Origin of the sequence: Limisphaera ngatamarikiensis, assembly GCF_011044775.1 — a bacterium.
In the GTDB taxonomy this organism is placed as follows: Bacteria; Verrucomicrobiota; Verrucomicrobiia; order Limisphaerales; family Limisphaeraceae; genus Limisphaera; species Limisphaera ngatamarikiensis.
This window is the reverse complement of the sequence record NZ_JAAKYA010000004.1, coordinates 92,526-113,345: the sequence shown is the minus strand read 5'-3', so window position 1 is coordinate 113,345 and position 20,820 is coordinate 92,526. Positions and strand designations below refer to the sequence as shown.

The window sequence follows — 20,820 nt, the reverse complement described above, 5'->3', positions numbered from 1 at the left end:
GCACCCCACCCGTCACCATTTCATACCATCCCACCCCCTCCCCCCACATGAACCGTTTTGGTGACTGGCCGGACCAGCATCACCCTGACATCCTGAAGCTTGCAAGGGACTGAACCATGAACACGACCATCCCAGTGGCCATCGTGGAGGATGACGACGGTGTGCGGGCCAAACTCGTGCAGGCCATCAACCGGTTCAAGGTCTGTCGCTGCGTCGGCGATTACGCCACCGCCGAACAAGCACTCGAACAACTGCCCCTCGTCAAACCTCGGGTCGTCTTGATGGACATCCACCTGCCCGGTCTCAGCGGCATCGAGTGCGTGCGCCGACTCAAGCCCGCCCACCCCGACATCGAGTTCATCATGCTCACCGTCTACGAAGACACCGACACCGTGTTCAGCGCCCTGGCCGCCGGCGCCAGCGGTTACCTCCTCAAACAAGCCACGCGCGAAGAACTCCTCGAGGCCATCCAACAGGTCCACGACGGCGGTTCACCCATGACCAGCCACATCGCCCGCAAGGTCGTCCAGTCCTTTCGTCAGCCCACCCCGCCGGGCGCCGATCTACCCGGCCTGACCACGCGCGAACAACAGGTGCTCGAACTGCTCGCCAAGGGCTACATCTACAAGGAAATCGCCGCCATGCTCAACATCAGCTACGCCACCGTCCACAACCACATCCGCCACATCTACAATAAACTCCAGGTCCGGTCCCGAACCCAGGCCGTGGCCAAATACCTCGGCCGCGAACCCACCGCATCCCGCGGTCAGCCTCCGCAAAACTCCTGAACTCCCACAACCTCCAAAACCCCAACCGCACCCGCAGCTTCAGCCCGCACCAGCACCGGCCACCTGCCCCGCTTCCGCCAGCGCCGCCCGCAAGCAACCCGCCGCCGTGGGCAACAACGTCGCCCAACTTTCCACAGTTTCATGCAGGCGCAGCAACACCTCCTGCGCACCACACCGATGCAATCGTTGGTACCAGCTCAACCAGGCCCGGCTCACCGCCGCTTCCGCCAGCCCGGCGGTCCACCGCTCAGGGTTCCGCCCCGTCACCGCCTCACAAACCAACCGGGCCGCAACCGTTTCCGGATGGGCCGCCGCGGCCTCTGCCTGACGCCACAACTCCAACGCGCCCTCGCAATCGCCACCCAACATCAACGCCGTCGCCCGTTGCACCCGCACCACCGGGTCCGCCGGCACATACCGCATCGCCTCCCCCGTCCAGTCGCGCGCAAACTCCAGAAACTCCGGCGTGCTCAACGCCACCTGCCCGCCCAACCGCCACGCATCCACCGCGTCCGGTTTTTCCGTCACACACTCCGTCAACACCCGTAACGCGTCCACGGGCCGGCGCTGCTCCACCAGATAACGGGCGTAATCCAGACGGATCCGGTCCATCACCCCCGGCCTGCGCAACGCCTCCTGGAAAGCTGCCTCCGCTCCGGCCCCATCACCGGCCCGCCACAACGCCACAGCCAGACAATGATGCGGCGCCGCCGTGCGAATCTCCTTCAGAATCGGACTCAGCGCGGGCCGATCCCGTTTCTCCAGGCACAGCCGCATCTGTCCGGCCGCCTCCCGATACTGCCCGCGTTCCAACTGCGCCAACCCCAGCGCAAAATGCAGCGAGGCCGTCAACCCGCCATGACCCCGCGCCAGGGAAGAGCTCAACACCTCCACCACCTCGTCAAACCGCCGTGCCGCCAGCAACCGCGACGCCATTTGCGTCAACAGCGTCTCCCGCAGTTCCGGCACCACCTCCGACGCCGGCTTGGCCGACAACGCCCGAAACGCCTCCCGATACCGCTCCAGCGCCTCCGCTTCGCGGCCCAACCGCGCCAGTTCCAACCCCAGGTTCATCAGCAAATGCGGCTCGCCCGGCAGCTCCTGCACCGCCAGCTCCAACAACCGCAGGTTCCGCTCGATCTTGTTCCGGTCCCGGATCACCTCCGGCCGATACCCATGATGCCGCAGCAACACCTTGCCGATCCGGCAATCCAGCCCCCACTCCCGACGGCGCACCTCCACACTGCTGAACACCTGCTCGTGGACCCGCCCCACGTAAAACAGCCCGGGCGCATTCCGAAACAGCCGGGGTACATACGACACCCCCTCCTCCTCCCGACCCACATCCACCATCGGCAATCGCCACGCCATCACCTCCGCACGCGTCAGAGCCGCCGGCAGCTCCCGCCTCCCCTCCTCCGTCAGCTCCTCATCCGCATCCAGCATCAGCACCCAGTCCCCACGCACATGCTCCAACACCGCATTGCGCGCCGCGCTGAAATCGTCGCACCACGCAAACTCATAAACCTCCGCCCCGTGCGAGCGCGCGATCTCCACCGTCCGATCCGTGGACCCCGTGTCCACCACCACTATCTGGTCCGCCACACCCCGCACCGAACTCAGGCACCGATCCAAAAACGCCTCTTCGTTCCGGACGATCAAGCCCACGCTCAGCCGCGGCCGCCCACCCTCCATCAACCCCTCCGGCAACCGCATCCAATCCGGCTGCATCGAACCCTGCAAGGGCCGCTTCAGAAACTGCCGCGCCGCCGCATACCCCGGCGCCATCCGCCGCGCACGCTCCCCACATTGCCGGGCCACCCTTCCCGCACCCACCGCCTGCGCAATCTGCGCCAGCAACAGCCACGCCTCCGGATGAAAGGGCCGCTCCGACATCGCCGCCAACGTCGCACGCCACGCCTCCGCCCAACGACGGCATCCCATCAACTCCCGCGCCCGACCCAAATGACCCAGCCGGGCACACGGCGGCAACTCGATCTTCGCAATCGGCCGCGCCGTCTTGGATCCACCGCCCGAAATCACAACCGCCTTCTCCCCCGGCTCCCTTTCCGCCAAAACACGCAGCCGCTCCTCCACCATCTCCGCCACCCGGGCCCAGCTGTACCGTTCCGCACAGGCCCGACCCCGCCCGCCCCGCACCCGGCCCCCCGACTCATCCTCATACGCCGCCCGCATCGCCCGTGCCAGCCCCTCCAAACCCGGCTCCAACCACCAACCGGGTCGGGCCAGCTTGAATTCACCCACCCGATCCCCCAATCCCCGCCGCTCGGCCGCCACCCGCCAACCACATCCATCCCCCACAAAATCATCCGTGGCTCCCCCCGCCGTCACAATCACCGGCAAACCGCAGGCCATCGCCTCCAACACCGGCAGCCCAAACCCCTCCCCGCGATACGGCAACACCAAACAGTGACAGGCCGTGTACAAACCCGGCAGTTCCTCCGGACCCCATTCCTCGTCCAGGTACACAATCTCCGGCGCACCCGGCCGCCGCCGCACCGCATCGATCCGGTCCGCCAACGTCTGCCCCGCATAATGCGTCCGCCCGCCACAGTCCTTGATCACCAAACACACATCGTCAGCCGCCGTAAACGCCTCCAAATACGCACGTAACAACACGTCCGGCCCCTTGCGCGGAATCGTTCCACCCACAAAGAGAAACCGAAACCGCTTCGACGTCGGCAACGCCCGCGGCGCCGCCCCGGGATGAAACCGCTCAATATCCACCCCGTTCGGGATCACCCGCACTTTCTCAGCCGGTACGCCCGAGTCCACGTACACGTCGCGCACGTAACCCGACGGTACCCAGAACTCGTCCACCTGCGCAGCCGCACGCACCCAGTCCTCGGGCAGCGCACCAAATTCCCACGGCTGAATCACCACCAACCGACCCCGCACCGGCCGGCTCCAATCCGGTGGCCACCCGTGCCGAACCGTCACCGCCGCATCCGCCAGCGGCCTCGACGCCACCAAACCTGCCAGCCCTGCGTAAGCCGCTTCCCGCAACCCACCACGCTGCACCCGATGTACCCGCACCCCGCCCCTCCGCTCCAGCGCACCCGTCAATTCCCGGTTCACATGCGACAAACTCCCATGGTCCAAAAACGACCCCTCCCAATTCACCCACACCGCCCGGCTGGCGGACCCCGCCGACCCTCCGGACGCAACCCCGTCCTGCGATCGAACTTCCACGACGGAACCGGCCCCATCACCACCGATCCGCGCCACGGCGTCCTCACCCCCCAACCACCGCCGCACGCACCCCTCCAATCCCTCCCACCGGCCCGCAGCCGCCGCCTCCGTGCCAGCCCCCAACCCATCCCGAGCATCACGGGCACGATCGGCCTGCCCGGGTGCCTCAGCCACACGACGCACCGCCCAACCGGCAGCCTCCATCTCACCCAGCCACCGCGCCCATGCCCATCCCGCCTCAACGTTCCCCACCCCGCACATGCCCTCTTCCCACGCAGTCCGCCGCACCAAAACACACCGCGGTAAGACCCTCACCAGTTCCTCCGCAGGTTTCTCATCCACACCGGTCACATCCTCCCACGCCGGCAGGACCGCCCCCACACCTTCGGACTCCACCGCCTCCGTCAGCCGAGCCCATGCCTGAGGCGAAAGCCTCGCGTCGGGACGCAACCACAATACCCGGGGAGCCTCGCTCGGCAGGATCACCGCGGCCACCTGCTGGGGCCACGGTTCATCCTGATCCAACACCGACCAGGTGTAGCGCAAACCCTGCAGCGCACGGTACAGTTGCGGCCCGGGATGCTCCTGCCCGGCCGGCGCCAACAACACAAACTTCACCGCCTCCAACTCCCGCCACGCCGACCGCAGCCGCTCCAAACAGGCCACGCACTCCTGCTCCGCCCCGAGCGCCGGCAGCAAAACCATCAGCCGCGTCGGCTGATGCACGGCACCTCCGTCAACCGCACCGGTCAGCATCGCCCGGCCAAAGGCGAAATAATCATTCACAGACCTCGGCTGTTCCCGCTGTTGCGTCCCCTGCGGCCACAGTACGTCCTGCCTTCGCAACAGCCCCACGTAACCCTGCGACCGCAGGATCTCACGGTCCCGGTCCTTGCACACCCGCAAGGCCCCTCCCTCAAAATACCGATCGTCCAAAACCAGGTCGCCAAACTGTTCCACCTCCTCCGGCAACGGAAATGCGGCCACACGCGCCAGCGTGGCAGCGTCCCGTTGCGCCAGATCCGTCCGCCAACGCTTCAACCACGCCGGTTGCTCCGGACCCAACCAACCTTTCGTCTTGCGCACCCACAACCACAGATCCTGGTACCACTGCACCCCGTCTTGAAACCAGCGCTGGCGCTCCCGCAGCCCCTCGGGCAACGGTTTCTCGCTCAAACGCGGTTCCACCGTGCCGTCCGGTTGGCGGCGGTACCCCACGGTGGTCCCGCACGGGGCGTTGATCAGTTGCTCCACAAACGCCGGCGAACGCAAAAACGCCCAAAACAACTCCCGCGGCGTGCCAAACTCGCCCAGGTAACTCCGCACCTCCAAACCATCCAACGCCCGCCACGCCGCCACCTCACACGTCAGCACGTAGCAACCCAGCATCCGCCCACCATGCCCGGCCCCACGGAGGATCTGGTGGATCTGGTACTGGGCCGTGGCATTGTAGCCAATGTCGCAAACCCCCAGCACCTCCAACCCGTCAAACCACGGTTTGAGATAATCCAGCACCTTCTGGCGTTCTTCGGCGCTCCGGGCCTCAATCCGCCTCGCCACCTGCGGCTCAAACAGCCACCGCGCCAGCTGCAAGATTCTCTCAGGCCCGCCCAGTCTCTCGTCCGGCGCCAGCGGCAACCCACGAAGATCCCCGCCCGACAAACCCAACTGCGCACAAATCTCCCCCACGGAAAGTGTCTGCCTTCGTCCCAACCAATCCACCAGCGCATCCGCCGTCAGCCGCCCCAGAGACGCCAGTTCCAGGGCCAGTCGGTTCGCGTACAACGGCCGCACTTCCAACATCCAACCGCGAGCCCGTGCCTCCTTCTCCAACATCCGACCCAACAATGCCCCCTCCCGCATGAACGCACCCACCCGCCGAACCCCGGCCTGCTCAAACTGCTCGCACGCCCACGCGGCAAACCCCGACAACACCGGCCCCATCAACAGCGCACCCGCCCGACCAAAAAAGTCCGCCGGTGTTTCCCCGGCAAACCTCCGCATCGCCAACAGCCGCAACCACCGCGCCGTAAACACCGTCGGAGCGTGGCACGGCAAAAACGTCTCCCGCTCCAATGCCGCCTGCGCCGGCGGCCACACCGGAGTGTACGCCACCGCACGAATCCCCGCCTTCCATGCACCCCCCAAATCCGATCGTAGATTGTCCCCTACATGAACCAACTCCTCCGGCTTCAACCCCTCCTGCCGCAACACCACCCGAAACAGATTCGCCGTGCCCTTGCACACCCGATGGTCCGCCGAAGTGTAAATCCGGTCGAAGAGCCCCGGATCGCAACCATTCGCCCTCAAAATCCGCGCCAGATGCTCGGCCGACAAATACACATCCGACACCACCAGCACCCGTACGCCCCGTTCCCGCAACCAGCACGCCAGCCGAATCAGAGCCGGATTCAAACAGCACACGTCCGATTCCGTCCCCAACTCCTCCTCCACCAAAACCTCGGACGGAATCCCAAGAGTGCGCAGCTCCTCGACAATCTCCCGCAGGGTGATGTCCTCCCATTTGTCAGCACAGCCCACCAAACGCCGGCGGGCCCGCACCTCGGCCATCTGCCGATACACCCGAAACTCGCCCGGTCGTACATGCCCCGGCAACATCCCGCGTTCGCCCAGCCGCGTCCCCACCTCCGCAAACACGTCCACCGGTCGCTCCGTCCACCGCCACACCAGCGTGTCAAAGAAATCAAACGACACCGCCCGAATCCGCCGGCCGGATCGTTCCACCAGGTCCCGCAACCGCCGCACCGCCGGATCCTGTAACCAAAAGTCCTCCGGCAGACCGTCCAAACATTGCAAGGTCATGTTGACCATCTCCTCACAACCGAACTCGATGCTCTTCCAACCGCCGCATGGCCTTTTCCAGGCGCTCTGCCACCGGCGGCATACCCCGACAGTCCATCGCCACCCGCGCCAGGTATTCGGCAAAATGGGACAAACAACGCCGGGCAGGCACCTCGGGAGCCGCCCCGATCAAAAACGCATCCATCAACCACGTCACAAACGCCCGCGCCCGCTCCCGAATCCGCTCCCAATCCTGCCGGCTCATACTCCGATCCAACTGCACGTCCAGCTCCTCCGGGCCCGTCACCTCGTACGTGGCCCCTCGCCCCCACCACGCACTCCGCGCCAGCAACAGCACCGGCTTGTCCCAAAACACAGCCTCGAACTGTAGCGTCGTGTACTGCGCCGCAACGAGATCAGCCGCCTCAATCAAGGCATGAACATTCACATCCCGAACCACCGGGATCCCCTCCACGCGGGCCAGCGCGTAGGGATTGGGATCCAGCGGGTGCGGCTTGAACACCAGGAACGCGTCCCCCCGACGTTGGACCGCACGCCACAACGCCAGCAATGTTTCCTCGGTCGTCGAGAAACCGGGGAAAAACACGCGATCCCGAATGCCCCCTTTGGGGGAATGCCCGTTGGCCTCAAAGCCGCCGCCCAGGAAAACCACCAACTTTCGATCCCCCACACCCAGTTGCTGCCGCAGCGAACCGGGGTCAACCGGCGCCTGCGGTTGGGGGTACTTCTCCGGCCGCCGTGTTACGTAGTAACTGCGGATCTCTTCATATCGCACCGGGTCCACACCCGGCATCTCCTGCAGACACCAGTGGGTGCGAACGTCCGACCAGGCCTGGATCCCTCGACTCTCCACCATCAACGTGTCGGGGAGCAGCCCCCGTTCGTAAATCAACACGGGCAGATGGAGGTCCCAGGCCCGACGCTGGAGCAGGGCGGTCTGCGCCAGGGTGTTGTCCGCCAGTAACAAAATGGCCGGCCGCAACTCCTTCAACCACGTCTCCGTATAGGTCCGAAATGCACTCAGACCGGCCAATGCCTCCTCCATACCGTACCCCGCACCCACACGGCTCATGTCCGCTTTGAGCCAATGAGCCTCTCCGGGAGCCAGATGCCAGTTTTCGCCCTCACCAACCCACGCCGGGAACATTCGCGCAAAATCCCGGAGCAAATACGGATGAAGATCCACCGGGAATGCAACCGGCGGGTCCGGCAGGGTCGTGGACAGCAATACAAGCTGACAACCGTGACGCTCCAGCTCCCGCGCCAGCCTCTCCCACATCCACCGGGTCGCAGGGGTCCACAACAAATAGTTCGTGGCAAGCACCGCGGTCGAGGTCCGGCCCGCACTCGGATACCGGATCCTTCGAGGGGCGGCCTCGACCGATTGACCCCTCTGACCCCCGGAGACAGGCGGATGCACTTCGCTCCCGGAGTCCGGTCTTTCAGCAATGGCGATCCACCACTCTGCGTTTCTCTCATCCTCCGGACATGGTCGACATTCGGAAATGCACACCAGCCCCGGTGGCTGTGGCGGCTTCCACCCGCCACAGGCATTCTGTCGAAAAAGACTGCGCCACCGAAAATGCCGGGCCACCAGCGCATGGAAACCCTCGAAATCAAATACATGCAGATGATAGGGCACCGGATTCCGCCCCTCCGAATCCACCCAAAGATTGGGCACCGATCCGATGAAAATCCCCCCCGGCTTGAGCACCCGCCGAAACTCTGCCAATACACGGTCGGGATTCGGCACATGCTCCAGGGTTTCAAAGCTGACCACCAGGTCCACCGAGTCGTCAGCCAGGAAGCTCAAATCTCGCGCATCCCCCACCTGAAAGTGCAGCCGACGATCCACACTTCCGTAATTCAGTCGGGCATAATCCACGGCCCAACGACTGCAATCCACACCAATGACCCGGGATGCACCGGTGGCATGGGCCAAAACAGCCGCGCCGTATCCGAGCCCGCAGGCAACATCCACAACCACCATGCCCTCCCGAACGTGCCGTCGTGCCAATTCGTACCGCGCCAGGTGGGCCTCCGAACGCAAGCCGGCCTCCCTCAACATGTCCATGTGAAGGTCCCGCTCCGCCCGCAGGGCGCTTAACGGGTACCGTTCGAGCGCGGGCGCAGGAACCTTCTCAAACACCAGAGCGGCGACCCCGTTCTGAACACCATCCGTTCCGAACGGACGAAGTGCTGTCCAGAGCGGGTGCTTGCGAAAGCCCGCCTCCAGAAACCTCTGCTCCCATGCAAGAAGCTTCGCACTCGAATCGCATTCAAAGGTGACCCACAGACACCTCCCCGTCAGGCGCCAGAGCTCCGAAATCCAACGTCCTTGCAACACGTCGTCCCCGGGTGGCTCCCCCATGCACACCACAACATCCCCACACTCGCCCGGCAGGGGAACGGAAGCCCCGCGGGTGCCGTGTTCACCTTGCGTCTCGCAGTGTGCCACCGCGTCCCCGGAAACCTGCCAACAACTCACCACAACGCGGTCACTCTTCGGCCACTGGCACGTGACAACCCGCCGACCTCCAAGAAAACCGGCCAGATCAGCGACGAACCGGGCCATGGCAGCATCCGTCGGCCCGAGTTCATGATCACACCCGGCGGGCTCATCCAGAACGGGGCTTACCTGGGATTCAGCAACGCGGCTTTCCATGGATCGTCTTGCAGCGTTTGTGGCATGACACGAAACAAACCGTGCGTCTCACCTCCCCGGACACGAACTCGAACGGGAGACCGGTGACGACTCCCCGGACGACGGCACGAGCCGGCAGTTGTTCTGATCAGGAGGTGTGCGCCCGCGGCCTCTCAACGGGTTCGCAGCCGCAGCTCCGCTCCAGCCGCTCCCATGCCACCCGGATGGCCTCGTCATTCGGATCCAGTTCCCGCGCCTGGCGCACCAACATCACCGCCAGACCCGGTTGACCCATCCGCTCGTGCACCAGCGCCAACTGCAACCACGCCCGCGCATGCCCGGGCCGCAACCGAACCGCCCGCAAAAAGGCCAGCCCCGCCTCCGCCAGCTCGCCCAACAAATAATGCACCGAACCCAGCGCCAGCCACACACAGTCATCTCTGGGATCCAGCGCCGCCGCATGCCGCAAAAAATCCCGCGCAGCACCGAGCTCCCCCTCGGCAAACCACTCATCCGCACGAGCCACACACCACCATTTGAGGGCTTGCACCCGCTCGGGAGAAAGGCCGCGGTCCTCACCCGGCCGCATCCCGGCACGACCGGCAGATCGCAAGGCAGGAGTTTCCAACACACTGGTCTTCATCGTCGCACCTCATGCTTTCGGCATGTCCGGATCACCCCGCGCCGGTGATCCCCCGTCCCTGCTGCTTCTCCCTGACCACCGGCGAACCGGGCGGACCTGGAATCGGACCCGGTCCGCCCGGGGGAAGGAGCCAGCGGTTCGTCCAGTTTTGGCGACCTGACGAAGTCGCTGGACACTCGCTCCACGCGGTCACGACAACAGGCGCACCGCCGTCTCGGGCCGTGTGTTGGCCTGCGCCTGCAGAGCTTCGTCGCCCCGCGTCAAAAGCCGTTGCCCCACCCAACGCATCGCCGCATCCGCGGCTTCCACATCCCGCAACCGCACCGTCACAGCGCCCAGATTGTCCTGCTCCACCCGCAGGGCCTCCACCGCCCGACGCAACCCTTCTTCATCCGCCCGCAGAAGGTCACGCCCCTCCTGCAACGCCGTAAAGGCCGTCTCCACCCGTTTCACCGCCTCAATCGCGCTCTCCACACTGCCCACATCCGCACTCGCAACCTCCCCGTACACCGGTCGGTTCAAATCCGGCGAAACCACCCGCACCGTCCGACCCGCAGCATCCACGGGCACCTCCCGATCAGACCCGTCAAACAAAGGCTCACCCGCAAAGGTTTTCCCGGCCAGCTCACCCAGCGCACGAGCCAAACCCCGAAACTCGGCCTGAACCCTGACCCGTTCGTCAGCCGCCAGGTTCTCGTCCGCAGCCTGGCGACCCAGCTCGGCCATCCGGGCCAGCACAGCCCCCGCACGATCCAAATACGCCCACTGGGTCTGCACCCGCGTCACCGCCGCACCCAAACCGTCTTGCAGCACCTGAATCTGACGCATCCGCACCGTCAGCCCGGCAGAAACCTCCCCCGGCGCGGCATCCCCTGCCGCCCCCGCCACACGCACATTCTCACCCAGCCGCGCCACCGACTGCGCCAGGCGTCCCCGGCTGTTGCCCGCCACCGGTGCGGCCCCGCCACTCGTCATGTTCGGTTGAATGATCATGGCCGGTTCTCCTGCACAGCAGGATTGGTGCCACGCCGATTTGACGGCTGCCGCACGAGAATGCGCGGACCATTTTTCCCGTTCGGGTGCGTTCCCTGCCCGGCAGCCGAAGCCGCCACCGGCAGCCGGGGCAGCGCTGGTTTCTTCGTAACCGCAGCGCCCCGGTTGCTGCTCTGAATCTCCAAATACACCTCCATCCGGTGAACGGGCACTTCCGCCGGCGCCTCAATCCCCACCTTCACAATCTCACCCTCCACCCGCACCACCTTCACGTGGATGCGCCCGTCAATCATGATGCTCTCACCGGGCTTGCGCGACAGAATCAACATGGCAGCAAAATCCTTGGAGGGTTTCAGTCGCCCGACTCCGGCACCGGCAGCGGATGTTGCACGGAGTACTCAATGGCATTGCCGATCACCACCTGCTTGCCCACCCAGGTGTGCCGGTTGATCACCACCGGCCCCTTCAAGTTCACCGTGGCCTTCCGCGGACCGTGAATGGTCACGATGTTCAACAGCAGCGCGTCCTCCGGCCCATTCAAACCCAACAACGCAACATCCGGCGGCGGAATGTCCGGCCGATACTCCGGCACCACCAAAAACGGATCCACCACCACAAACGCCAACCCGGATCCATCCGCCGCCTCCAACCACCCAAACGGTGCCTCGTCCGGATGAAATGACAGCGTGTACTCCCGAATCGATTCAAACCCGAGTAACCCCGTCGGCATCCGCACCCGGTACACCACCGGTTCGGCGGCCGACGCCCGGGCCTCACTCGAATTCACGCAGCTCGTCATGCCGACCCCTTCTCAGCAGTACCCGTGCCACCCTCCCAACGGCCCGCTGTCCCGAATAATCTCACAACCCCACAACGCCAACAACCAACCCCAAACCAGGGGCGAATCACCGGACCGCCCCAACCCGTAGTGGCCCGGGCCACTCCCTGTAGCCGGCAAAAAGCTCCTTCCGCCGGGGAATTTTTGCCCGCAACACCAGCCCGCGCCCGTGCGCCCGCCACTCCGCCCCCGGCACCGGATCGTCACCCAAATCCACTCCCACCTCCGCCAACCCCCCAAATCGGCCGCACCCGCGCCCTTGAATCACCTCCGCGGTCCCGGCCGTTGCCGATACTTCTCGTACAGCCGCGTGTGGCGGTTCTCCAGCCCCACCTCACGTCCTTCCACCCACATCCGAACCACCTGCGTCCGAATGTCGAGAACGTCCCCGGTCGCAGCAAACAAGGTCGCCTCGCGCCCGGGTTCAATGCTCCCCAACTGTTCACCCAGGCCACACCACCGCGCCGCTTCCACCGTCAAAGCCCGCACAGCCGCCTCCGCGGGAAACCCATGGGCCACCGCCTGCGCAGCATGATAGGGCAGGTTCTTCACCAGCGACGCATCCTCCACCCCCGTGCTGAACAAAACCGTCACCCCGGCCTTGTGCAGCACCGCCGGCGCCCGGAAATGCACGTCGTATGAATCCGTGTCCCGAACGGGTCGTGTGAACACATGCTCGTACACCACCGGAATCCCCAGCCGTGCAAGACCGTCGGCCTCCCGCCGCGCATCCCGCCCACCGGCCAACATCACCCGCCAGCGATTCGTCTCCGCCCACTTCAACACGCCTCGAATCTGCCGAACGTCGTCCGCATGCACCACAATGGGCCGCTCCCCCCGCACAAACGGTAGCATCGCCTCCCAGATCGGCTGCGCCCCGGGCGCTCCCACACGCGGTGGCCGATCCGGATCCTGCGCCCGCGCGTACGCGTCCGCCTGACGGAAAAAATCTTCCAGCGCACGCAATCGCGACGCCCGCTCCCGGGCCTGCCCCTCCGGCGACTTCCATTTCTCAGGGTCCGGCACCTCGTTCCTGGACCGCGTGTCCAGTTCCATCGAGGGCCAAAACACATGCATCGCCAGGGGCGCCCGAACGGTCATCTCCCGAACCGTCCAGCCCGCCAGCCGCAGCAAACCGGACCGACCCGCCACCACCCCGCCCATCGGCACCGGCTCGAAAAAACCGATCCCGTTCGCACGCGCCACCGGCAACAACTCCGAATCCGGATTCACCGCCACCCACGAACCCACCTCCGGAGTGAATACGCCCACCTCGACCTGGTCCAGCGTCGGCCGCACCGCGTCAATCTCCTTCAGTCCCAGGCCCGTGTTCAGCGCGATCAATGCCGGATACAAGTGCAACCCGCGCAGATCCACCACCCGCGCATCCGGGGCCTCCAACCCCTGCCCCACCGCCGCAACCCGTCCCTCCCGCACCAGCACGTCGCCCGGTGCCAGAGTGGGGCCCGTGACCGTGTGCACCACCGCACCCCGCAACAGCAGCGCCTCGGCAAACACCGTCCCCGCCGATGTCACCGCGCCCCACAACGCCACCCAAATCGCAAGCCCGCCACCCCGGCGCACCTGCAGGCCCATGCGTCCCCTCGCCCGGCTCGAACACCCGCCGTTCATGGTTCAATGTCCTCGCAGTGTTTCTCCCGATCCGACATCTCCAGGCTCACCCGGAAAAAGCCCTCGCCCGTCTCATCCCCGGATCCGCGCTCTCCGCCGGCCCGCAACCAACGCCGCGCCTTCTCCAACAACCGCTCACGCTCCGCCGCCATCCTCTCGGCCCGTTGCCGCGCCGCTTCCCGCTCGAAATACAGCTTCCCGTCCACCCACGTCTGCAAACACACCGCCCGGGCATCCAAAGGCGCATGCGACCAGACCGCAAAATCGGCGTCCTTGCCCGGCTCCAAACTCCCCACCCGCCGCTCGATCCCCAACAACCGCGCCGGATGCAACGTCACCAACCGCAATGCCTCCTCCTCACCCAATCCACCATACTTCACCGCCTTCGCCGCCTCCGTGTTCAACCGCCGCGCCAGATCCGAGGAATCCGATTTGTACGCCACCGTCACCCCGCGCCGCGTCATCAGCGCCCCCGCGTACGGAATCGCGTCGTACACTTCGAACTTGTACGCCCACCAGTCCGCAAAGGTCGCCACCCCCGCCCCGTGCGCCGCGATCTCGTCGGCCACCTTGTACCCCTCCAGTCCGTGTTCCAACGACGCGACCCGCACACCAAACGCCTCCATCACTTCCAAAAACGCGAGAATCTCGTCCTGCCGATACGCATGACAGTGCACCAGACGCCGCCCCTCCAACACCTCCGCCAGCGCCTCCAGCTCCAGATCCGGGCGCGGCCCAATCCCGCCCCGTTGCCGCGCCTCCTCCTGCATCCGACGGTACTCCCGCGCCGCCGCCAGCCGGTTCGCAATCAACGCCGGCACCCCCATGCGCGTCTGCGGAAAACGGTTCGTAAAACGATCGCCCCAGTTCGACTGCTTCACGTTCTCCCCCAGCGCCATCTTGATCCCCGCCGGCGCCCCCTCCAGTTTCATACCCTCCGGAGGCGCGCCCAACCGCAACTTGATCACGCAACTCTGACCACCGATCGGATTCGCCGATCCATGCAACAACTGACACGCCGTCAGCCCGCCCGCCAACTGCTCCCGCAACGTTACCGACTCACTGTTCACCACATCCTCCACCCGCACCATCGCCGTCGAAGGTAACGTCGCCTCGTTCACCGCACCCAAAATCGCCGTGTGACTGTGCGCATCAATCAGCCCCGGCGTCACATGACGCCCGCCCAAATCCAGAGCCTCGGCAGCCGGATCCTCCGGAACCCGTTCACCCACCGCCTCGATCCGACCGTCCCGAACCAGCATCTGGCCCGAACGAATCACCCCGGCCGGCCCGCACGTCCACAACGTCGCATTCACCACCTTCAACACCCGCGGCGCCCGCAACGGACCCGCATCCTCCAAGGGCGACCGCGCCAGCCGCTGCGCCCGATCCTTCCGCCGTTCCTCCAACTTCGCCCGCTCTCCCTCCTTCGCCAACCCGCGCTCCGAACCCGGCCCCTCCCCCGACACCAGGTCCGCCGCCTGCCGGTATACCCGGCCCCGCACCCACACCTGCCGCACCCGGGCCTCCGGATCAAAATAACTCCCGCCCGAAACCACCGTGAAATTGGCGAGCTTCCCGGGCTCGATCGTCCCCAACAACCCGTCCAATCCGCACCACCGCGCCGGCACCACCGTCAACGCCCCCAGCGCGTCCGCCTCGCTCAACCCCCGGTCCAACGCCTCGCGCAGCTTCTCCCGAAACCGCTTGCGATCGCTCAACCCGTGCGTCGTCAGCGCCAGCTCACACCCCAGCCGCCGCAATAACGCAGGATTCTCCGGGGCCCAGTCCCACCGTCGCAACTGGTCCAGGCTCACCTGCTCCCAATCCTCCTCCGCCGGCAGCCGCGGCAACCCTGGAAAATTCACCGGCACGATCCAACCCGCCTTGCGCCCCTCCCACAAATCCGGCCGCCGCCATTCCTCCCCACAAGCCACCAACAACGGCTCCAAACCAAACTCTTCCGCCAGCCGGATCGCCCGATCCATCATCAGCACGCTCCCCGGCTCCATCACCAACCTCTGCCCGCCCTCCCACAGCCGCCCCAGCGCCTCCCAGGCCGGATTGTATTCGCGCGACAAGGCCGCCTCCGCGTTCGTCTCGGCACACAGTCGCATGCGCCGATCATGCTCCGCCTCCATCAACGTCTGCCGCACCACCGCCACCACCCCCATCAGCGACGCAGGAAACTGACTCCTGCCCCGACCCGTCCCCGGCGCCAGCGCCACGTGCTGAAATGCCTCCGCCGGTAACACCAGCCGGTTCACATCCTCCTCGCCCAACAACACCACCGCACTCCGACCCCGAAAGATCCCCTCGCCCGGCACCACCACCGCCACCGTAAAACCCTGCTCTCGCAACTCCGCCCACGCACGATCCGCAGGATCCCACACCTCCAAGGCCCGACGCTCCGGCGTGACTTGTGACACCGCATGCCCCGGCCCCTTCCGCCGGCCGCCCTCCCCGGTGCCTGAAACCCCCAAAAACCGGTAGCCGCCCGCACCCGCCCCACTCCACCCCACCGGCTCCACCATCCGCGTGTCCACCGGCCGGTTCGTCCCCGAAATCACAAAGTACGGCTCGATCAACCCCGGATAAATCGTCAGCCCGTCCATCCGCCAGACCTCGGCCCCCGCGGGGACCGTCACCTCCCTCCCCACCGACACCACCCGTCCGTCCCGCACCAGAATCGTCGCCGATTCCACGACCTCCCCCGGCCGCACCACCACACGCCCGCCCACCAACGCCCGCCACTCCGGCGGTTCCGGCATCAAACCCGGCGGCTGAATCTCAGCCGCAAACGCCGCCCCACCCAGCACCAACCCCAAAACAAACGTCCCTGCCCAAAGCTCAAAATCTCGATGCGCCCCGCCCATGACGACCGAACCATAAAAGCCCAGCCCCACCCCTGACAAGCTCCCGAGCCGCACCGAAACTCTCACGACGTCGCAACCCTCGTTCCCCATCCAACCCCATCCCCCCACCCCGGAACTGCCAGCTTGCCTTTCACCCGGCCCGTCCTAACGTTTTCCATCGTGAGGACAAAACCAAACGTCGTTCGCACCGGATTGGCACTCCTCTGCCTGTCCCTCTGGTGCTGCAGCTGCGCCATCAGCAAGGTCAACTGGACCGAACGCGTCGGCCATTACACCTTCGACCAGGCCGTCGTGGAGATGGGTCCCCCCGACAAACAGGCCAAACTCCAGGACGGCACCCTCGTGGCCGAATGGCTCACCCGCCCGGGCCGAAACCGCCTCTACACCTCCGCCGGATGGTACCCCTACTGGCACAGCTGGGCGTTCCCCACCTACGTGGAAACCTCCAGCCCCGACACCTGGCTGCGTCTCGTCTTCGGCCCCGACGGACGGCTCAAGGAATGGAAAACCTACGTCCGATAACCCACCCCCCGCCCGCGCCACACACCGCACCCCTGCCAAAGCCCGCCGGCCAAGGGTCCCCGCGCCTTGTCCAGCCACCCAATCCCTGACATCCTCCCACCCCAATGTCGAACCCGAACCCACAAACCCTCACCGACGCCCAATTGGTCCAACAGGCCAAACAGGGCGACCTGGACGCTTTCGAGGAACTGGCCAACCGACACGAACGCAGAATCTACACCCTCGCCCGCCGCATCACCCAAAACGAACACGACGCCCAGGACGTCACCCAACAAACCTTCCTCAGCGCCCTCGAACACCTCGCTGACTTCCGCGAAGAAGCCAGCTTCGCCACCTGGCTCGACCGTATCGCCACCCACGCCGCCCTCAAAATCCTCCGCAAACGCAAAGGTCTCGACACGGTATCCCTCGACCAGGCCACCGACCCCGACCCTGACACCGGCGAAATCCCCCACCCCGAATACATCGCCGACTGGCGCGCCGACCCCGAAGAACTGGTCCACCGGAACGAAATCCGCCAGCTCCTCGACCAGGCCCTCGCACAACTCGACGAAAAATATCGCCTGGTCTTCCTCCTCCGGGACGTCGAGGGCCTCTCCGTCCGGGAGACCGCCGAACTGCTCGGCCTTTCCGAAACCAACGTCAAGGTCCGCCTCCTCCGCGCCCGACTCCAACTCCGCGAACACCTCACCCGCGTCCTGGGCGACCCCGCCCGGCGCCTCGAACCCCATCCGCACCACCATCCCTGAACCCGGGCCGCCACCCCTGGACGCTTGCGCCCCAACGCGGCCAAGACAGCCCCGGACCACACCCCGGCTCCGGACTTCCCATCCCCCACGCCGGCCCGTACCCTGTACATTTCGGGCAAACAAAAAATCCACGCACCATGGGTGAAAAATTCATCCGCATCGGCGGCGCGCGGGAACACAACCTCAAAAACCTGACCCTGGAAATCCCGCGCGACCGACTCGTGGTCATCACCGGCCTCAGCGGCAGCGGCAAATCGTCGCTGGCGTTCGACACCCTCTACGCCGAAGGCCAGCGCAAATACGTCGAAAGCCTCTCCACCTACGCCCGCCAGTTCCTCGGCCAGCTCCAAAAACCCGACGTCGACTACATCGAAGGTCTCTCCCCCGCCATCGCCATCGAACAACGCAGCTCCGGCGGCAACCCCCGCTCCATCATCGCCACCACCACCGAAATCTACGATTACCTCCGACTCCTCTACGCCCACGCCGGCACACCCCATTGCCCCGAAACCGGCGGCCCCATCCTCACCCAAACCACCACCGACATCGTCGACCGCCTCCTCAACCTCCCCCGCGGCACACGCCTCCAACTCCTGGCACCCGTCGTCCGAAACCAAAAAGGCGAATTCCGCGACGTCCTCGAACGCCTGGCACGCGAAGGTTTCGTCCGCGCCCGCGTGGACGGACAAATCGTCGACCTCGGCGACCCCCAGCACCGCATCCGGCTCGACCCCAAACAGTCCCACACCATCGAGGTCGTCGTGGATCGGCTCATCGTGGACGAAAAAGCCCGGGTCCGACTCCAGGATTCCGTCGAAACCGCCCTCCGCTGGGGCGACGGTCAGATGCTCACCCTCCACCAGCCACCACCCTCACCCACCGCCACCCTCACCGGTACCACCAACACCGAAGGCTGGATCGAAACCCTCCACTCCAACCGCCGATTCTCCCCCGCCACCGGCAAAAGCTACGAAACCCTCACCCCCAAACACTTCTCCTTCAACGCACCCGACGGCGCCTGCCCCGTCTGCCACGGACTCGGCCAAAAAATGGTCTTCGACGAGGGCCTCGTCGTCCCCGACCCTGACAAATCCCTCGAAGCCGGAGCCATCCAGCCCTGGCGCCGCGGCGGTAAACGCATGATCTCCTACTACAAAGCCCTCCTCCGCGCCGTCGCCGCCCACTACGGCCAGAGCATGGACACCCCCTACAAGGACCTCCCCGAATCCTTCCGCCACATCCTCATGCACGGATCCGGCTCCGAGGAGATCGAGTTCCGTTTCTGGCGCGCCGGCTCACCCCAGATCGTCCGTAAACCGTTCGAGGGCGTCCTGCCCCAACTCGAACGCCTCTACGCCGAAACCGAAAGCGAATCCACACGTACCCGCCTCAAAGCCTACATGAGCCCCCGCTTCTGCGACGCCTGCCAGGGCAAACGCCTCAAACCCGAAATCCTCGCCGTCACACTCACCGACGGACGCCCCGACCGGCACACACGCCCCACACCCAACGGACCCGAAATCCCGGGCCTCTCCATCATGGACTTCTGCGCCCTTTCCGTCGAAGAAGCCCTCCAGTTCCTCTCCCACCTCCAACTCACCGAGTTCCAGTGGAAAATCGCCACAGAAATCGTCCGGGCCATCCGGGCCCGACTCGAATTCCTCCGCAACGTCGGTCTTGGCTACCTCACCCTCGACCGCGAAAGCGGCACCCTCAGCGGCGGTGAAGCCCAACGCATCCGCCTCGCCACCCAGATCGGTGCCGGCCTCGTCGGCGTCCTCTACATCCTCGACGAACCCAGCATCGGCCTCCACCCGCGCGACAACGAAAAACTCCTCCGCACCCTCGAACACCTCCGCGACCTCGGCAACTCCGTCATCGTGGTCGAACACGACGCCGACACCATCCGCCGCGCCGATTACATCATCGACATGGGCCCCGGCGCCGGCATCCACGGCGGCGAGGTCGTCGCCGCCGGCACCCTCCCGGAAATCCTCCAACACCCCCGTTCCCTCACCGCACGCTACCTCCGCGGCGAACTCAGCATCCCCGTCCCCAAACACCGCGCCCAACCCGACCCCGACCGCGGCTGGATCGAAGTCATCGGCGCCACCGCCAACAACCTCAAAAACATCCACGCTCGCTTCCCCATCGGCCTCATCACCTGCGTCACCGGCGTCAGCGGCTCCGGTAAAAGTACCCTCGTCGATGACGTCCTCCGCCGCGCCCTCATGCGCCGCTTCTACGGCGCCAAGGACAACCCCGGACCCCACCGCGAAATCCGCGGCTACGAACGCCTCGAAAAAGTCATCGTCATCGACCAAACCCCGCTGGGCCGCACCCCGCGCAGCAACCCCGCCACCTACACCGGCATCTTCAACGAAATCCGCGAACTGTTCGCACGCCTCCCCGCCGCCCGCGTCCGCGGTTACGGCCCCGGCCGCTTCAGCTTCAACCTCCGCGGCGGCCGCTGCGAAAAGTGCCAGGGCGACGGCGTCCTCGCCATCGAAATGCACTTCCTCCCCCCCGTCTACGTCACCTGCGAAGCCTGCGGCGGCAAACGCTACAACCGCGAAACCCTCGAAATCACCTACAAGGGCCGCAACATCGCCGACGTCCTCGCCATGACCGTCGATGAAGCCGTCACCTTCTTCCGCGCCATCCCCTCCATCCACGACGCCTGCCTCACCCTCGCCCAGGTCGGCCTCGGATACCTCCAGCTCGGTCAACCCGCTACCACCCTCAGCGGCGGCGAAGCCCAGCGCGTCAAACTCGCAGCCGAACTGGCCCGCCGCTCCACCGGACGTACCCTCTACATCCTCGATGAACCCACCACCGGCCTCCACTTCCACGACGTCGCCAAACTCCTCGAGGTCCTCTTCAAACTCCGCGACGCCGGCAATACCCTCATCATCATCGAACACAACCTCGACGTCATCAAAGCCGCCGACTGGGTCATCGACCTCGGCCCCGAAGGCGGCAACGCCGGCGGCTACATCGTCGCCGAAGGCCCGCCCGAGCTCATCGCCGCCTGCCCCCAAAGCCATACCGGCCGCTTCATCCGACCCCTCCTGGAAGCCGCCCACCCACCGGCCTGAC

Annotated in this window: 12 protein-coding genes; 4 read left to right on the top strand and 8 right to left on the bottom strand. The window is 65.7% G+C overall.

What is annotated here, in order from left to right; all coding sequences use genetic code 11:
• Nucleotides 1-116 precede the first annotated feature (116 nt).
• Nucleotides 117-788 carry a response regulator gene (locus G4L39_RS00435; RefSeq protein WP_165105083.1) on the top strand — a complete coding sequence of 224 codons (672 nt, stop codon included), beginning with the start codon at nucleotides 117-119 and terminating at the stop codon, nucleotides 786-788.
• Between the two features lie 39 nt (nucleotides 789-827).
• On the opposite strand, the gene G4L39_RS15280 is transcribed toward G4L39_RS00435, so the two are convergent.
• The 8 genes from G4L39_RS15280 to G4L39_RS00395 form a co-directional block, all read right to left on the bottom strand.
• Entirely contained in the window at nucleotides 828-6,824 is a 5,997-nt protein-coding gene (locus G4L39_RS15280) for a glycosyltransferase (protein ID WP_165105081.1), read from the bottom strand.
• Between the two features lie 13 nt (nucleotides 6,825-6,837).
• Nucleotides 6,838-9,195: a methyltransferase domain-containing protein gene (locus tag G4L39_RS00425; protein WP_165105080.1), complete on the bottom strand. Its 2,358-nt coding sequence runs from the start codon at nucleotides 9,193-9,195 to the stop codon at nucleotides 6,838-6,840.
• A 421-nt stretch (nucleotides 9,196-9,616) separates the two neighbouring features.
• Nucleotides 9,617-10,111 (bottom strand): tetratricopeptide repeat protein, encoded by a 495-nt coding sequence (locus G4L39_RS00420; RefSeq protein WP_165105079.1) that lies wholly within the window; start codon nucleotides 10,109-10,111, stop codon nucleotides 9,617-9,619.
• Nucleotides 10,112-10,300: 189 nt separating this feature from the next.
• Nucleotides 10,301-11,104 carry a flagellin gene (locus tag G4L39_RS00415; RefSeq protein ID WP_165105077.1) on the bottom strand — a complete coding sequence of 268 codons (804 nt, stop codon included), beginning with the start codon at nucleotides 11,102-11,104 and terminating at the stop codon, nucleotides 10,301-10,303.
• The gene (gene csrA, locus G4L39_RS00410) at nucleotides 11,101-11,433 is read right to left on the bottom strand and encodes a carbon storage regulator CsrA (protein ID WP_165105076.1); all 333 of its coding nucleotides are present in this window, start codon (nucleotides 11,431-11,433) and stop codon (nucleotides 11,101-11,103) included. Before csrA ends, G4L39_RS00415 begins: the two co-directional genes overlap by 4 nt.
• A 23-nt stretch (nucleotides 11,434-11,456) precedes the next feature.
• Nucleotides 11,457-11,903, bottom strand: coding sequence for a flagellar assembly protein FliW (fliW, locus tag G4L39_RS00405; protein ID WP_165105074.1), 447 nt, complete (start codon nucleotides 11,901-11,903; stop codon nucleotides 11,457-11,459).
• 303 nt (nucleotides 11,904-12,206) lie between these two features.
• Nucleotides 12,207-13,574, bottom strand: coding sequence for an amidohydrolase family protein (locus G4L39_RS00400; protein ID WP_165105072.1), 1,368 nt, complete (start codon nucleotides 13,572-13,574; stop codon nucleotides 12,207-12,209).
• On the bottom strand, nucleotides 13,571-16,516 hold the full coding sequence (locus tag G4L39_RS00395; RefSeq protein ID WP_165105071.1) for an amidohydrolase family protein: 2,946 nt from the start codon (nucleotides 16,514-16,516) through the stop codon (nucleotides 13,571-13,573). Before G4L39_RS00395 ends, G4L39_RS00400 begins: the two co-directional genes overlap by 4 nt.
• A gap of 93 nt (nucleotides 16,517-16,609) precedes the next feature.
• Between G4L39_RS00395 and G4L39_RS00390 the strand changes: the two genes are divergently transcribed.
• From G4L39_RS00390 to uvrA, 3 genes are all read left to right on the top strand, one after another.
• Nucleotides 16,610-16,972, top strand: coding sequence for a hypothetical protein (locus tag G4L39_RS00390; protein ID WP_165105069.1), 363 nt, complete (start codon nucleotides 16,610-16,612; stop codon nucleotides 16,970-16,972).
• A gap of 104 nt (nucleotides 16,973-17,076) precedes the next feature.
• The gene (locus G4L39_RS00385) at nucleotides 17,077-17,721 is read left to right on the top strand and encodes a sigma-70 family RNA polymerase sigma factor (protein WP_165105067.1); all 645 of its coding nucleotides are present in this window, start codon (nucleotides 17,077-17,079) and stop codon (nucleotides 17,719-17,721) included.
• A 137-nt stretch (nucleotides 17,722-17,858) separates the two neighbouring features.
• The gene (gene uvrA / locus G4L39_RS00380; RefSeq protein WP_165105066.1) at nucleotides 17,859-20,819 is read left to right on the top strand and encodes an excinuclease ABC subunit UvrA; all 2,961 of its coding nucleotides are present in this window, start codon (nucleotides 17,859-17,861) and stop codon (nucleotides 20,817-20,819) included.
• Nucleotide 20,820: the final 1 nt, after the last annotated feature.

What these genes read in the sequence shown, in the direction of transcription:
- G4L39_RS00435 (WP_165105083.1), top strand. Translation starts at nt 117, where the DNA reads ATGAACACGACCATCCCAGTGGCCATCGTGGAGGATGACGACGGTGTG.
- G4L39_RS15280 (WP_165105081.1), bottom strand. Translation starts at nt 6,824, where the DNA reads ATGACCTTGCAATGTTTGGACGGTCTGCCGGAGGACTTTTGGTTACAG.
- G4L39_RS00425 (WP_165105080.1), bottom strand. Translation starts at nt 9,195, where the DNA reads ATGGGGGAGCCACCCGGGGACGACGTGTTGCAAGGACGTTGGATTTCG.
- G4L39_RS00420 (WP_165105079.1), bottom strand. Translation starts at nt 10,111, where the DNA reads ATGAAGACCAGTGTGTTGGAAACTCCTGCCTTGCGATCTGCCGGTCGT.
- G4L39_RS00415 (WP_165105077.1), bottom strand. Translation starts at nt 11,104, where the DNA reads ATGATCATTCAACCGAACATGACGAGTGGCGGGGCCGCACCGGTGGCG.
- csrA (WP_165105076.1), bottom strand. Translation starts at nt 11,433, where the DNA reads ATGTTGATTCTGTCGCGCAAGCCCGGTGAGAGCATCATGATTGACGGG.
- fliW (WP_165105074.1), bottom strand. Translation starts at nt 11,903, where the DNA reads ATGACGAGCTGCGTGAATTCGAGTGAGGCCCGGGCGTCGGCCGCCGAA.
- G4L39_RS00400 (WP_165105072.1), bottom strand. Translation starts at nt 13,574, where the DNA reads ATGAACGGCGGGTGTTCGAGCCGGGCGAGGGGACGCATGGGCCTGCAG.
- G4L39_RS00385 (WP_165105067.1), top strand. Translation starts at nt 17,077, where the DNA reads ATGTCGAACCCGAACCCACAAACCCTCACCGACGCCCAATTGGTCCAA.
- uvrA (WP_165105066.1), top strand. Translation starts at nt 17,859, where the DNA reads ATGGGTGAAAAATTCATCCGCATCGGCGGCGCGCGGGAACACAACCTC.